At 42.9% G+C, this 14,327-nt stretch carries 16 protein-coding genes; all 16 read left to right on the forward strand.

Annotation, left to right across the window (positions count from 1 at the left end; all coding sequences use genetic code 11):
- The first annotated feature begins 11 nt into the window (after positions 1-11).
- The 16 genes from EL84_RS22600 to EL84_RS22675 all read left to right on the forward strand — a co-directional run bounded on the left by EL84_RS22600 (position 12) and on the right by EL84_RS22675 (position 14,266).
- A complete protein-coding gene (locus EL84_RS22600; protein WP_235431577.1) occupies positions 12-890 on the forward strand; it encodes a hypothetical protein in 879 nt (292 codons plus the stop codon).
- A gap of 16 nt (positions 891-906) precedes the next feature.
- Complete coding sequence (locus EL84_RS22605; RefSeq protein ID WP_200904541.1) at positions 907-1,536, forward strand: nitrite reductase; 630 nt, start codon at positions 907-909, stop codon at positions 1,534-1,536.
- A gap of 5 nt (positions 1,537-1,541) precedes the next feature.
- Entirely contained in the window at positions 1,542-1,745 is a 204-nt protein-coding gene (locus EL84_RS22610) for a heavy-metal-associated domain-containing protein (RefSeq protein WP_047843210.1), read from the forward strand.
- 33 nt (positions 1,746-1,778) lie between these two features.
- Positions 1,779-2,018: a glutaredoxin family protein gene (locus tag EL84_RS22615; RefSeq protein WP_047843211.1), complete on the forward strand. Its 240-nt coding sequence runs from the start codon at positions 1,779-1,781 to the stop codon at positions 2,016-2,018.
- A gap of 238 nt (positions 2,019-2,256) precedes the next feature.
- A complete protein-coding gene (locus tag EL84_RS22620; protein ID WP_047843212.1) occupies positions 2,257-2,586 on the forward strand; it encodes a metal-sensitive transcriptional regulator in 330 nt (109 codons plus the stop codon).
- A 259-nt stretch (positions 2,587-2,845) separates the two neighbouring features.
- A complete protein-coding gene (gene licT / locus EL84_RS22625) occupies positions 2,846-3,685 on the forward strand; it encodes a BglG family transcription antiterminator LicT (protein WP_047843213.1) in 840 nt (279 codons plus the stop codon).
- Between the two features lie 146 nt (positions 3,686-3,831).
- Positions 3,832-5,697 carry a beta-glucoside-specific PTS transporter subunit IIABC gene (locus tag EL84_RS22630; RefSeq protein ID WP_047843214.1) on the forward strand — a complete coding sequence of 622 codons (1,866 nt, stop codon included), beginning with the start codon at positions 3,832-3,834 and terminating at the stop codon, positions 5,695-5,697.
- A 13-nt stretch (positions 5,698-5,710) separates the two neighbouring features.
- The gene (locus tag EL84_RS22635) at positions 5,711-7,171 is read left to right on the forward strand and encodes a glycoside hydrolase family 1 protein (protein ID WP_047843215.1); all 1,461 of its coding nucleotides are present in this window, start codon (positions 5,711-5,713) and stop codon (positions 7,169-7,171) included.
- 307 nt (positions 7,172-7,478) lie between these two features.
- Positions 7,479-8,696, forward strand: coding sequence for a DNA polymerase IV (locus tag EL84_RS22640; RefSeq protein ID WP_047844350.1), 1,218 nt, complete (start codon positions 7,479-7,481; stop codon positions 8,694-8,696).
- On the forward strand, positions 8,693-9,040 hold the full coding sequence (locus tag EL84_RS22645) for a YolD-like family protein (RefSeq protein WP_036673624.1): 348 nt from the start codon (positions 8,693-8,695) through the stop codon (positions 9,038-9,040). Before EL84_RS22640 ends, EL84_RS22645 begins: the two co-directional genes overlap by 4 nt.
- Before the next feature lies 1 nt (position 9,041).
- The gene (locus tag EL84_RS22650; RefSeq protein WP_047843216.1) at positions 9,042-9,410 is read left to right on the forward strand and encodes a hypothetical protein; all 369 of its coding nucleotides are present in this window, start codon (positions 9,042-9,044) and stop codon (positions 9,408-9,410) included.
- Between the two features lie 456 nt (positions 9,411-9,866).
- Complete coding sequence (locus EL84_RS22655) at positions 9,867-10,787, forward strand: phosphate/phosphite/phosphonate ABC transporter substrate-binding protein (RefSeq protein ID WP_235431579.1); 921 nt, start codon at positions 9,867-9,869, stop codon at positions 10,785-10,787.
- Between the two features lie 30 nt (positions 10,788-10,817).
- Positions 10,818-11,585, forward strand: coding sequence for a phosphonate ABC transporter ATP-binding protein (gene phnC, locus EL84_RS22660; protein ID WP_047843217.1), 768 nt, complete (start codon positions 10,818-10,820; stop codon positions 11,583-11,585).
- A 1-nt stretch (position 11,586) separates the two neighbouring features.
- On the forward strand, positions 11,587-12,378 hold the full coding sequence (gene phnE, locus EL84_RS22665) for a phosphonate ABC transporter, permease protein PhnE (protein ID WP_047843218.1): 792 nt from the start codon (positions 11,587-11,589) through the stop codon (positions 12,376-12,378).
- A complete protein-coding gene (phnE, locus tag EL84_RS22670) occupies positions 12,375-13,214 on the forward strand; it encodes a phosphonate ABC transporter, permease protein PhnE (protein WP_047843219.1) in 840 nt (279 codons plus the stop codon). Before phnE (EL84_RS22665) ends, phnE (EL84_RS22670) begins: the two co-directional genes overlap by 4 nt.
- 47 nt (positions 13,215-13,261) lie before the next feature.
- Complete coding sequence (locus EL84_RS22675; protein ID WP_047843220.1) at positions 13,262-14,266, forward strand: tyrosine-protein phosphatase; 1,005 nt, start codon at positions 13,262-13,264, stop codon at positions 14,264-14,266.
- The last annotated feature ends 61 nt before the right edge of the window (positions 14,267-14,327 follow it).

Consider the following 14,327-nt stretch of genomic DNA (forward strand, 5'->3'; position numbering starts at 1 on the left):
GAGCGAACATAATGATGATGAGGAGTAAAAAAATCATGCTAATGTTAACCGGTGTTTTAGCTTTCGGTGTGTTGTCTGCTTGCGGAACCCCTAAAGAAAGTGCACATACAGATGGACATGGTGGTATGAATCATACTGAGATGAATTCTGAAACTGAAGGTGCGAGTCATGATCATGCAGGGCCTCATGCTGATTCAACAGCAAGTACCCTTAAAGTCTCGTTCTCCTTTGCATCAGATGTGAAGGCCAATGAAAATTCGCATCTGACAATCCAAATCACGGACGTCGATGGTAATCCGGTTAATGAATTTGAAATGGGTCACGAAAAACGAATGCACCTTATCGTAGTGAGTAAAGATCTTTCTTACTTTAATCACATTCATCCTGATTATAAAGGCGATGGAAAGTTTGCGATTGAAACTTCATTTCCAGTCGGTGGCGAATACAAAATCCTTGCCGACTTTGTTCCAAAAGGTGGAGCGAGTACTGCACTCAGTGAATGGGTGAACGTTGGGGGACAAGAAAAAGCCCAAAAGCCTGTTCAAGCGGATTCCAACCTTGTAAAAGAAGTGGATGGTAAAAAAATCGAACTTTCATTGAGTACCAAAAAGGCCAACAACGACGTAAATCTGACCTTTAATATCATGGATGCGTCAACGAACGAAGGGATCAATAATCTGGAACAATACCTCGGTGCTGTAGGTCATGTTGTTATCCTTTCTGAGGATGCAGAGCAATATCTGCATGTTCATCCAACAGAGGAAAAGGCAACAGGTCCAAAAGCGGAGTTTATGACCTCCTTCCCGCATAGCGGAATCTATAAAATCTGGGGCCAATTCCAGCATGATGGAGAAGTCTTTACAGTACCTTTTGTAGTAGATATAAAGTGAGTAGAGAGGTATGAGCATGGGAGATAAATTTAAAATAGCGATTAGTCCAGCAATCCAACTTGGTGGAAGCTTATTCACTCCGGAGCAACTAGTTAAAATTGGTGAGATTATTGGTCCAGATTCAAAAGTGGAGATGACACCCTTTAAGCAACTATACGCAGAAGTATCGATTGAACAACGAGATCAGATCAAAAATAAACTTGAGGATCGCGGTCTTGAAATAAACCCTGCAGGATTTGTAACCAAAAGTCTGATCGCTTGCAACTTTTGTAGAGGTGCAGAAGAAGCAGGCATGGAAACAGCCAAAAATTTAAATCAGGCCATTTCCGGTATCGATACGCCTACACCACTCAAGATTGGATATGCTGGATGCGCCTTAGGCACAAGTGAACCGTTGATTAAGGATATTGGGATCGTAAAGATGCGCGATAAGTTCGATGTTTATGTTGGTGGCGAGTCGAAGGGGCTTAAACCCTCCTTCGCCAAGCTTCTATACTCCGGATTAATGGAGGATCAGCTTATTCCTTTCGTTACCGCAATTATTGATTATTATAAGATGCATGCGAAAGGCAAAGAAAAGTTCAGCAAATTCGTTAATCGAATGACACTGGAAAACTTGAAGTCTATGACGCTTGAAAGGGGGTGAAAACAGTGAAAGAAGCAACTGTAAAAATTCAAGGTATGTCTTGCCGTTCTTGTGTATCTAAAATTGAAAGTGCAATTAGCGCTCTTGGCGCTGAAGGCCACGTTAATTTTGAACAGGGAACAGTAGAAGTTCGATTTGACGATTCTAAATTTCAAATCGCTGAAATTGAAGAAGCGATCCGTAAAAAAGGATATAACGTCGGAGCGTAATATATATTGAAATACAAGGGAGAGTAATTGGGCATGACGGAATCCATTCAGATTTATTCAATCCCAACCTGCAGCGATTGCAATTATGCTAAACGTTACTTTAAAGAGCGTGAGCTTCCCTATACGGATTACAATTGTGAAGAAGATGCCAAGTACGCTGAGGAAGTCTGGAAGTTGACTGGAAAACAGGTTGTTCCAACCATTGTCATTAGAGATAAGGTGTTTGTAGGCTTTGCCGAAAATCTCACTGAAATCAGTGAGTTAGTTAAGTAACTGTTATGACCCCGGTCAACTTCCGACTGGGGTTATTCTTAATAAAAAATACCTTTGACTGATATATCTTTGTAGGAGTGGAGGGTATAATATGCTTACAAGATGCAGTAGATGGTTGCCCAACCGATTCAATCTTGGTTGATGACAAGCCGTTCTCTTAGCACGTACCATGATACTTCTTGCTCCCTTTACATAGGGTAGGGGGGATGGTAATGTGTTAATAAAGGAGTTGATCTACATGGATGATACGATACTTGAGGCCGCCTCATGTGACCATACATCTTCAAACGAGCGGAAAAGCCATCATTCGGAGAGTACAAAGCGAAAATTAATTAGCCGGTTGAATCGGATTGAAGGGCAAGTGCGTGGAGTAAAAGGAATGATTGAGAAGGATACGTATTGTGATGACGTGTTGCACCAAATTGCCTCCATTCAATCCGCATTGAATGGCGTAGGAAAGCAGCTTTTGGAACATCATATGAAAAGCTGTGTCATTGAACGCATTTCAGAAGGCGATCACAAAGTTTTGGATGAACTGATGATCACTGTAAATAAGTTAATTAAGTAAGCTAGGATAGGGGAGATATCCTCTTGTTTTATTCAGGCAAATGCCCCATCAGTACTTCAAATGACCATATTGACAAATCTAACGCCTTCCACTAAGATAATCGTACAAGTAAATAATGAATATAATCAGGATTGTTACTGATCAGCAGGCTAGACCGATTAATATGCAAACATGTAGAGTTTAATACCATGGGTGCACTATTAATGGTCTTTTTTATTTGCTAAATTCTGTTAACGTTTCATTTTAAAAGGAGATTCGTATGAAAATCACGCGAATTATTAATAATAATGTCGTCTGCGCTGTAAATGAAAGACGCCAGGAGATGATGCTTCTAGGAAGTGGCATTGGTTTTCAGAAGAAAAAAGGAGACGATGTGGACACAGAGAAGATTGAGAAAGAATTTTTCCTGAAGTCCAAAAATGTAACTGGCAAATTATATGCCCTGCTCGCGCAGATTCCGATGGAGTACATCCGTGTGTCCGATAGTATTATTCAATATGCCAAGGAGTCCTTGGATAAAGAGCTGAATGAAAATATATATTTGACGCTAACAGACCATATTAACTTCGCCGTATCACGCTATAAACAGGGAATGAACTTCAACAATGCGTTATTGTCTGAAATTAAAGCATTCTACGCCAATGAGTATCGAGTGGCTTTGAAGGCTTTGGATATGATTAATCAAGAATTCAACATTACGTTGCCTGAAGATGAGGCCGGCTTTATTGCGCTTCATATCGTCAATGCAGAACTAGGATCTGAAATGGAAGATACCATGAAGATGACACAATTGATTCAAAAGGTCTTAAATATTATTCGTTATCAGTTCAAAATTCACTTTAACGAAAGCTCCCTTCACTACTCCAGACTGGTCACGCATCTAAAGTTTTTTGCCTATCGTCTGTTTAACAATACGGTGATGAAAAGTAATGATAACGATTTCCTCAATATTATTAAAGAAAAATATAAGCTAGAGTACCAATGTAGTCTAAGAATTGCGCAGTTGATTCGGGTAGACTATGGGAAAGAATTAACCGAAGACGAATTGGTGTATTTAACTGTTCATATCAAAAGGGTGACTGATGAAGAAAGGGATTGACCCATCATCGCTCCATAATGACTATACTAGGATTGTTACTGGTGATGCAGGCAAGACCTAGAGTTCCATCGTGTATAGAGCATATCTATATTCGATAGAACTCTAGGTCTTTTTTTGTAAAATAATACATTGAAGGGGGAACAAAAATGAAACATGAACAAACGGCTACCGACATTCTAAAACTTGTTGGTGGTGAAAAAAACATCGAAAGTGTTACACACTGTGCTACCAGGCTGCGCTTTAACTTAAAAGACGAGTCGATTGCAAACAACGAAGCACTGAAAAACGTACAAGGAGTTGTGGGCGTTGCCAGTAGTGGAGGTCAGTATCAGGTCATTATTGGTAATGAGGTCAACAACGTCTATAAAGCCCTTGCGCAACTAGGGAACTTTACAAGCAAGAATGATGCTCCAACTGTGAAAAAAGGAAAAGTCTCCACTGTTCTGGACACGATTTCCGGAATCTTTACACCCATCCTACCGGCGATGATCGGTTGTGCCATGATTAAGGCAGTTCTTCTTATTTTGAAAACCTTTGATCTCGTTGACCTTGACGGTCAATTTAATACGATTATGACTTTCGTCGGGGATGCGGCTTATTACTTCTTGCCAATGCTACTCGCCTGGAGTGCTGCTGTTAAACTTAAAGCTAATGTGGGCTTTGCTTTAACCATTGCGGGTATCTTGTTACATCCTAGCTTTTCGGCGTTAATGTCTGCAGGTGAGCCTGTTACGTTCTTTGGTCTGCCTGTCACACAAGCGACGTATTCTTCTTCCGTTATTCCAATTATTCTAGCCGTATGGATCCTGTCATATGTGGAACGATTTGCTGAAAAGTATTCTCCTTCCGTGATCAAATCCATTTTGAAACCTTTAGTTGTAATCCTTGTTATGGCGCCTCTAACATTAATTATTCTAGGACCATTGGGTGCAATTGCCGGTAACTATCTTGCTTCTGCTGTATCCTATGTCAATACACACGCAGGATGGTTAGTGTCTGGTATTATTGGCGGCGCATTCCCTTTCCTGATTCTGACTGGGATGCACTATAGTTTGGGACCCGTTGTCCTCACTGCTTATGCACAAACAAAAACCGATGGCATTGTTGGCCCAGGTATGCTCGTACACAATATTGCTCAAGGTGCAGCTGCGCTCGCGGTCGCATTAAGAACCAAAAATAAAGCGTTTAAACAAGTTGCTTACTCTACTAGCGTAACTGCGCTGTTAGGAATTAGCGAACCTGCATTGTTTGGTGTAAATCTACGGTTAAAAAAACCACTGATCGCTGTTGTCATTGGTGGTATTGTAGGCGGAATATACGTTGGCTTGTTCGGTGTAGCTCGATCTGCTCTAGGCATTGCCGGCTTGGCTACGTTACCAGCATTTATCACAGATAATCCATGGAACCTAATCCATGCAGCAATTGGTCTGGTCATTGGCTTTGTTGTTACCTTCTTGATGACGCTTATTTTAGGATTTGAAGATGTTCCTGAGGATGGAGAGGATCAACGAACACCAGCCAATTCATCTTCAACAAACCGTGTGCCTGTTGTTAGTGTTTCTGAACATGTGCTCATAGCACCAATGACTGGTCGAGTTCTAGAGTTATCAACAATAAAGGACGAAGCCTTTGCAACTGGAGCTATGGGAAAAGGGATCGCCATTGAACCTACAGTTGGAAAGCTTGTTTCACCAGCCGATGGTGTAATATCCGCGGTATTCCCTACCTTCCACGCAATGGGTATTAGCTCGAATAATGGCGCTGAACTCCTCGTTCATATTGGCATGAACACGGTGAAGCTGAAAGGTGAACATTTCAAGGTACATGTGCAAGAAGGTGATGAAGTAAAAGCTGGGGATTTACTTATCGAATTCGATACAGATGCAATAGCCGCCAAAGGTTATGATCTGACTACACCTATTATTGTTACGAATTCAGATGACTTTACAGATGTAATTGGTATAGACAAACCATCGATTACGATCGGGGAAAAACTAATTAAGATCATATAAGGAGGAATTTCCAATGAAGAACACAACCGTATTCCCAGACTCTTTTATGTGGGGCGGCGCAACAGCGGCGAATCAATACGAGGGTGCCTGGAACATTGATGGTAAAAAGGCAAGTACAGCAGATATGATGACGGGTGGAACGCATACTATTCCAAGACGGATCACTAAACACATTGAGGAGGGTGTAAACTATCCTTCCCATGAGGCAGTAGACTTTTACCATCATTACAAAGAAGATATCCGTCTGTTTGCAGAGATGGGCTTTCGATGCTTCAGAATGTCCATTGCTTGGTCCAGAATATTCCCCAACGGGGACGATGTAACGCCAAATGAAGCAGGACTTCAATTTTACGACAAGGTGTTCAGTGAACTGAAAAAGTATAATATTGAACCTATCGTTACAATCTCACATTACGAAGCTCCGTTTGCGCTAACAGAGAAATTCAATGCCTGGGCTTCCAGAGAGATGATCGACTGCTACGTACGGTATTGTGAGACCATTTTCACCCGTTACAAGGATGTCGTGAAGTACTGGATTACATTTAATGAGATCAATAGTTTAATTGTTCCAGCAGGAGCATATATAGCAGGGGCATTATTAGTTGATGATAGTGGTGTATTTAACAATACGGTTGTGGATAGTACGCAATTAAGATTCCAGGCTTTACATCATCAATTTATAGCAAGTGCAAAAGCTGTCAAACTTGCTCATGAGATTAATCCGGCGTTCCAAATCGGTTGTATGATTAATTATAGTCATGGTTACGGAAGTACATGTAAACCGGAAGATATGTTGAAGGCTCTGAGAATGGATCAGATTAACAATATGCTGAGCAGCGACGTGCAAGTTAGAGGGGAATACCCTGACTTTGCCAAAAGATATTTTAATGAGAACAATATTCAGATTGAGATGGCAGAAGAGGACGTAGAAGTGCTAAAACAAGGCTGTGTTGATTTCTATAGCTTCAGCTACTACAAGTCTCATGTAGTGGGTACCCGCCCAGAAGGTGATGAGACCCAGGGGAATGTCTTTGGTGGATTCAAAAATCCTTATTTGAAGGCAAATGATTGGGGATGGCAAATCGATCCAGTTGGACTTCGTTACGTACTCAATCATGTGTACGATCGGTATAGAATCCCTGTAATGATCGTTGAAAATGGTCTGGGAGCGGTTGATATCATCGAAGAGGATGGCTCTATCCATGATACGTATAGAATCAATTTCCTGCGAGATCATATCGAACAAATGAGAGAAGCTATCCTCGATGGCGTTAATCTTATCGGCTACACGGCTTGGGGTTGCATCGACATCGTTAGTGCCTCAACTGGCGAAATGGAGAAACGCTACGGATTCATTTATGTAGATAAGAATAACGAGGGCGGAGGTACCCTGAAAAGAAGTAAAAAGGACAGTTTCCACTGGTATAAAAAGGTGATTGAATCCAACGGGGAAAGATTGGATTTGGAAATATAATTTGCACTCGAACGAAAGATGATCCAATCTTTAAATTCCATCAAATAGACCAAGTACTTATCACTTTGTGAGACAAGTACTTGGTTTTTTGTGCATCAATAATAAAACTAAGAATTAATTATTTGGATGGCTACAGTGGCTGACAATATCCAGTCTACAGTTCATTATGGTGTCCAAGGGTTTTCAAAAGCTAATTATAAATATTTACCTCTTGCATAAAGAACGTGTGTTCGGTCTATAATATATACAAACATACGTTCTCAAAAGTACAGGAGTGATTACAGTGTTGACTAAGCAACGAACCATTATGCTCATTGATATGCAGAGCTTTTATGCTTCAGTCGAAAAGGCAAAAATGCCTCAATACAAAAATAGACCATTAGCTGTTGCGGGAGACCCCGCAAGACGCTCTGGAATTATCCTTGCCGCTTGTCCACTAGCCAAAGCGAAGGGTGTGTCTACCGCGGAACCACTCTGGCAGTCTCTTCAGAAGTGCCCTGAACTGATCATTGTGAGACCACACATGCAAGAATACATCGAAGTATCCACTCAAATCATGTCCATTATTGAGGAGTTTACCGATCTGGTCGAACCGTACAGTATAGACGAATTATTCGCTGATTTTACAGGGTCTATGCATCTATTCGGTAATGATCCAGTCGATTTGGCCAAGCAAATTCAAGACAAAATCTATAATGAAACAGGCGTTTACGCAAGAGCTGGCATTGGTGAAAACAAAATCATCAGTAAATTGTGCTGTGATATGATCGCTAAAAAAGCAGAGGGGGGTATTTTCCACTTAAAGAAAGAGGAATTACACCTCCACATTGGAGATAAGCCCATCCGCGATATGTGGGGGATCGGCTCAAGAATGGAAAAACATCTGTGGAAGATGGGCATCCGAACCATTAGAGACCTGGCGAATACGCCTCTTTCCAAGTTAAGAAGTAAGTGGGGTGTTAATGGAGAAGTCATTTGGCGAGTCGCAAATGGACTCGACAATTCGCCGGTAACCGTCAACACGCACAGTACACAAAAGGATATCGGAAACGGAATGACCCTGCCTAGAGATTTCACAGAGGCTTGGGAGATCGAAGTGGTTATTCTCGATATCTGCACTGAAGTATGCAGAAGAGCCCGCCGAAAGGGACTGATGGGTAGTGTCGTTTCCGTGAGTGTGTCTGGAGCGGATTTTGACCACCCCACTGGTTTTCACAGGCAGGTTAAACTGTCTGATCCTACAAACATAACCGTTGATGTATGCAAGATAGCCAAACGCATATTTCATCAACACTGGGATGGGCAACCTGTGCGCCGTGTAGGCGTATCCCTGTCTCAATTATCCAACGCGGATACATATCAACTTTCTTTTTTTGATGATCAAGAGCAGAAACGGGCCATTGATCAGGTTATGGACGACATTAAGGATCGATTTGGCGACATTGCCATTCTACGAGCGAGCTCCATTACGGCTGCGGGTCAAGCGATCGATCGAGCATCTAAAATTGGGGGGCATTATAAATGAGCAAAAAACTGGAGGCCAATGGATTATGGGAATCGAGCCGCATGATGCTTCCTCAACATAAAGAACGAATTATACAGCATCGTACTCAAGTTCATTATCTAACGAAACCGCTGATCCATGAAGATGAGTGGGAGATTATTACACAAAATATAGATATGTCGCTCAATTATACATTGCAAGCCACCTTTGCAATATTTACTGAGTCAGGCAATCGGTATATACACGGGATCGTCACTTCAGTCAGTACCTTTGGAAAGAAAATCAAAATTGAAATGGAGAATGGATTTGAATGGGTCGATTTTGATCAATTGGTCGCTGTAAAACTTGAAGAAGGAGGCGTGTAAAGTGCGACAGACTTTGGAGGAACTTTCACTCGTAAAGAGGGTAGTGGAGCTCCCTTATCTGTTAGGTGCTCTGGAGGTAGATAAGCATAAAATATACGCTTCAAACTTCAAAATGAAATCTGTGTATGTTGACTACCTGGACGGTACCCAAAAGAAAATAGCTTTAGAAATGTACAAATCAAAGCAAAGGCTAAAGGAACATCATATTAAAATCATAGATGAAGTGAGATCTGAGCTGAGTTTAACGGTAGATTATTCGGTGAGAGGTTACATTCATAAAATGACATTATTATGGAGCAAAGTGAAAGTGGATGTAACCTTAATGCTTACTGAACATATGAACGTTGATATTACTGAATTGCCCACATGAACATGGAGTTCAAGCGAATAAGGTATTAAACTTCATAGGGTGGAGATAATGCAGTTATGACCATTGTTTTCTTCTCCCATATGGGTAAACCGACCTTTGAAGTTGAAGGGTCGGTATTTTTTGTCTCTATGTCATAGAAAATATATGTTGAGTTTCTGAAAAGTCTGTAGTTGAAAATAAAGAATAAAATAAATAAAAATCTGTCGGCGAAGAGCAAGAACATATTCCCTTTGAAGTCGCTATATTAGCGGCTTTTTTGTTTATCGATACAAGTTTCGTGTTCCGAGCCAAGGATAAGAACTTGTACAGATTGCTGAAATTGACAAAACATAGTCCGATAAATGTTTTACAAATTCGGTGATTCACCAAATCACTCTTCTTACATTCAACTTGTATCCTACTTGTGTACCAGATAATTCGGTATGGAAGCAACCAAATTTCAGGAGGGTATACATTGTGAAAAATAGTAAACGTAAAGGTTATCAAAGCTTGATCCTCTCGCTTGTATTTATGCTTGTCATCCTGTCTGGATGCGGGGCATCAGCAAGTTCAAGCTCCAGTGAAGGCGGAATGCCAGAAGTAATCCGAATCGGTATTATGCCAAGCGAAGAGGGCGAGATGAACCGTTCTCAGGAACAGCTTGCAACAGACATTACTGAAGCAACCGGCATTCCTGCGGAAATTTTTGTAGCAGAAGATTATAACATGGTTATCGAAGCCCTACGTGCAGGCAAAATTGAAGTTGGACTGATCGGGCCGTTTGGTTACATCATCGCTACGGAAAGAGCCAATGCCCAACTGCTTGTCCGTTCCGAAAGTGATCAACAATCGAATACGGTCATTCTTGTTCGTAAGGACTCTCCATATCAAAGTGTACAGGACCTAAAAGGAAAAGATTTTTTGTTTGCCGATCCGGCATCAACATCAGGCAATCTGTACCCACGTGCCACATTAATGAAAGAACTTGGTCTTTCCAATAAGGAACTGGATTCCTTTTTCGGCAGTGTAGCGTTCTCCGGTGGACATGACAAATCACTGCTTGCACTGGCAAACGGTAATGCAGATGGGATTGGGACGTCAAGTCTCATGGTGCCGATGATGGCAGAATCAGGACTTATTAAAGAGGAGGATTTCCGCGTGATTGCCAAATCCGATCCGATCGTCGGTGGAGCTCCACTGCTTTATCGTCAAGACTTGCCAGAGGAATTGGTTACACAGCTGCGTGATCTTATGCTGGATTACGATACGAAAAATCCCAAATTCCTGGAAAGTGTCGGTGCAGCCCGCTTTGTAGAAGGCAGTGACAGTGACTTTGATCCAATCCGGGAAGTCGCCAAAGCACTGGATATGTCCCCTGAGGAACTGCTGAAGAAGTAGGATTCAAACTTGAGAGAAGGAGGAATTAAAATGACACTTTTACAGGTGGAAGGGTTGTCCAAGGTATATCCCGACGGAACAAAAGCACTTGATAACTTGAACCTAACAATTAATGCTGGAGAATTCGTTGTTGTCATTGGACCGAGCGGAGCCGGGAAAAGCACATTGCTGCGCAGCCTGAACCGAATGATCGAGCCGACAAACGGAAAGATTCAGTTTAAAGGTAATGAAACAATGGGCATCAAGGGTAAAAAGCTCCGTGAACTTCGCCGCCATATGGGCATGATCTTTCAGGGATATAATTTGGTCACCCGCGTGTCCGTTCTTAATAACGTGCTGCATGGACGATTAGGCTACATGAATCCGCTGAAAGGGGCACTGGGTCTTTACTCAAAAGCAGATACAGAAGCCGCCAAGCTTATGCTTCATCGTGTTGGTTTACATGAGCAGATGTATAAGAGGGCAGATGAACTCAGTGGAGGTCAGCAGCAGAGAGTGGGTATTGCACGTGCACTTTCTCAAAAGCCGGACTTGATATTGGCAGATGAACCCATAGCCAGTCTTGACCCTGCTTCCTCTGAGACGATTATGCATTATTTATATACGATCTGCAAAGAGGAAGGCATTGCCTGCCTGTGCAATCTGCATCAGGTAGATATCGCGAAGAAATACGCAACCCGAATCATCGGTATCCATAAAGGATCCAAGGTGTTTGACGGGACACCGGATGAACTGACGGAAGATATGATCCGTCTCATTTACAACCAGACCAATCCCCAAGTGAAGGAGACAGCCTGACATGAATGCGGCTCAGTTACAATCTGCCCGAAAAATGAAACGTACACAGACGATATTGTTTTTTATCGTGCTGTTGGCTCTCATCATCTGGTCTTCCATCGGCGCAGAGTTTTCATTTGGAGCTTTGTTTGCAGGGGTAGGAGAGAGCTTCCGATTTATCTTTTTTGATTTTCTTCCACCTGATTTATCTTCACTTTCCCAGCTCATTGAACCTGCCATGCAGACCCTTTATATGAGTGTGGTGGCGATGGTCATCGGGTCGGTTGTAGCAGGGATGTTATCCTTTTTAGCCGCGGCCACGACAAGCCCTCACCCTTACCTTCAGGTATTTGTTCGTGCGGCTACATCGCTATTTCGTAACATTCCGGTAATTATCTGGACGATTCTGCTTGTTGCAGCGTTTGGACTGGGGGCTGTAGTCGGTACGATGTCGCTGATCCTGATCTCAATTGGTATGTTGACTCGTTCCTTTGCCGAGGTACTTGAAGAAATTGACACGGGACAGGTAGAAGCGGTTCGAGCTGCTGGCGGGAGTTATTTACAAGTGTTGTCCCAAGCCGTGTTTCCACAATTCTTACCCGGGTTTATCGGTTGGAGCTTGTACAACTTCGAAATCAACGTACGCGCTTCTACAATTGTAGGGATGGTTGGAGGCGGTGGTCTCGGATTTATTTTGCAATCCAAATTGAAGTTGTTTCAGTATCAGGAAGCCAGCATGGCCGTGTTGCTTGTGCTCGTTATCGTTCTTGTTGTGGAAATGATCACCAATCGCGTAAGGGAGCGAATCATATGAGTATGCGAATGAACGAAGCGAAGCCATCTTTTACGCTGTATACTTCCATACCAGAGCCACCCAAGCCAAAAAGAAACAAGCTGTCCGTGATCGGTCTGCCGCTTATTGCTGTGCTTTTTGTGTTCAGTCTCGTTCAGCTGCAGTTCGACTATTCTAAGATGGCCCAAGGCTTTACGAAACTCGGCGGTTACATGGGAACCATGTTTCCACCTGATTTCTCGGCCTGGCGCCATGTCCTGCTCGCTGCTGTAGAATCATTGCAAGTTGCCATTCTTGGATCGGTGCTGGGTATCGTCGTAGCGTTCTTTCTCTCCTTTTTGGCTGCAAGCAATTTGACGCCTCATCGGTTCGTCGCTTGGATCATTCGAAGCGCCGCTTCCTTGCTTCGTGCGATTCCCACAATCGTGTGGGCCCTTATCTTTATCGTGTCCGTGGGTCTTGGACCGCTTCCCGGAGTGCTTGCGATTGCTGTCTCTGCCGCAGGCATGCTTGTCAAAGTATTTGCCCAGTCACTGGAGGAAATCGACAAGGGGGTACTCGAAGCGATGCAGTCTACGGGTGCCAGCTGGCTGCAGATTATCATGCAAGGTATTTTGCCTACCGTGAAGACAGCCTTTATTGCCTGGTGCGTGCTCCAGCTGGAAGGCGGTATTGCCGAATCCACTATTCTCGGTGCGGTTGGCGCGGGAGGTATTGGATATGAGATGACTCATGCCATGAAATCCTATAACTTTGCGGCTGCTTTGTTTGTCGGATTGGTCGTTTTTGTCATGGTATTCAGCGTGGAATTTGTGGCAAACCGATACAAAATGAAGCTAAAAACACGTCAAAACTAATTTATTCAAATTCATAACGATGAATATCACTTTGAGGAGGAATATCAATGTCAACATCTAATTCACTTTTGAAACAAGGCCCTCAGGTACAGGCTAGGTATAGCGATAATAACGGGATTACGTTAGTTTGGAATATGGAAGAGAACATGGAGGCGGAGGCAGTTTACCATTCTGTTCTACCGGAATTGATTGAATCCAACAGCACACTGCTTGATATACATATCGACCCGGCAGGAGCAGTATTTACGAGAACGGTGTCTCCAGGCCGAAACTATTATCATGTGAAGTTCACGAATGGGTCGATATCAACCATTAACGATCGCATGATTTACACCGATGGAGTAATTAATTTCCGTGATATGGGCGGTTATCTCACAGAAGATGGTCGTACGACTCGATGGGGAATGCTGCTGCGGTCTGCTGATCTGCATGAGCTTAGTGAGCAGGACCTGCACACGGCGACTGCGCTCGGTATTGACTGGATTTGTGATCTGCGCAGTGATTTTGAAGTAGCTAGCCGTCCAAGCCCAGCCATTGGCCATGCGATCAACACGAATATTCCCTTTATGGCGGAAGCAAGTCCTGAGGAAATGCAGAAGATCGGACATGATCTGCATGCAGGCTACAAAGCGATGATCTTAAATACGGACAAATGTGCACTTATCCTAAATGAACTATTAAAAGAAGAGCGGGATACCTCCTTGTTCCATTGTGCAGCCGGCAAAGACCGGACCGGAGTCGTATGTGCAGTGATCCTTCTCACCTTGGGTGTGCCGCAAAATGTAGTTATTGAAGATTATGAACTGACGAATCTCGCGGTGGACGGACTCATGCAGCGCTTCCTCTCCGGAAGCAACAAGGATTATCAAAAATACATGGATCAAATGCCTGAACTTAAGGGAGTGATTCCGGAAATGATGAAAGCGGCCTTTATCCAAGCGGCACTTGAAGCAATCGACGAGAACTACGGCTCTTTTGAACAGTATCTTAAAGAGGGACTAGGCATTAGTGCAGAGCAAAGGACAGCTCTTCAAAACAAATATCTGGTTTAAAAAATGGAGTCCAGAAACTGGGATACAGTGTTGGACTCCTTCTTGTCTCAGTCTTGTTGCG

Origin of the sequence: Paenibacillus sp. VT-400 (assembly GCF_001029205.1) — a bacterium.
Lineage (GTDB): Bacteria > Bacillota > Bacilli > Paenibacillales > Paenibacillaceae > Paenibacillus > Paenibacillus amylolyticus.

What these genes read in the sequence shown, in the direction of transcription:
- EL84_RS22600 (WP_235431577.1), top strand. Translation starts at nt 12, where the DNA reads ATGATGATGAGGAGTAAAAAAATCATGCTAATGTTAACCGGTGTTTTA.
- EL84_RS22605 (WP_200904541.1), top strand. Translation starts at nt 907, where the DNA reads ATGGGAGATAAATTTAAAATAGCGATTAGTCCAGCAATCCAACTTGGT.
- EL84_RS22615 (WP_047843211.1), top strand. Translation starts at nt 1,779, where the DNA reads ATGACGGAATCCATTCAGATTTATTCAATCCCAACCTGCAGCGATTGC.
- EL84_RS22620 (WP_047843212.1), top strand. Translation starts at nt 2,257, where the DNA reads ATGGATGATACGATACTTGAGGCCGCCTCATGTGACCATACATCTTCA.
- licT (WP_047843213.1), top strand. Translation starts at nt 2,846, where the DNA reads ATGAAAATCACGCGAATTATTAATAATAATGTCGTCTGCGCTGTAAAT.
- EL84_RS22630 (WP_047843214.1), top strand. Translation starts at nt 3,832, where the DNA reads ATGAAACATGAACAAACGGCTACCGACATTCTAAAACTTGTTGGTGGT.
- EL84_RS22635 (WP_047843215.1), top strand. Translation starts at nt 5,711, where the DNA reads ATGAAGAACACAACCGTATTCCCAGACTCTTTTATGTGGGGCGGCGCA.
- EL84_RS22640 (WP_047844350.1), top strand. Translation starts at nt 7,479, where the DNA reads ATGCTCATTGATATGCAGAGCTTTTATGCTTCAGTCGAAAAGGCAAAA.
- EL84_RS22645 (WP_036673624.1), top strand. Translation starts at nt 8,693, where the DNA reads ATGAGCAAAAAACTGGAGGCCAATGGATTATGGGAATCGAGCCGCATG.
- phnC (WP_047843217.1), top strand. Translation starts at nt 10,818, where the DNA reads ATGACACTTTTACAGGTGGAAGGGTTGTCCAAGGTATATCCCGACGGA.
- phnE (WP_047843218.1), top strand. Translation starts at nt 11,587, where the DNA reads ATGAATGCGGCTCAGTTACAATCTGCCCGAAAAATGAAACGTACACAG.
- phnE (WP_047843219.1), top strand. Translation starts at nt 12,375, where the DNA reads ATGAGTATGCGAATGAACGAAGCGAAGCCATCTTTTACGCTGTATACT.
- EL84_RS22675 (WP_047843220.1), top strand. Translation starts at nt 13,262, where the DNA reads ATGTCAACATCTAATTCACTTTTGAAACAAGGCCCTCAGGTACAGGCT.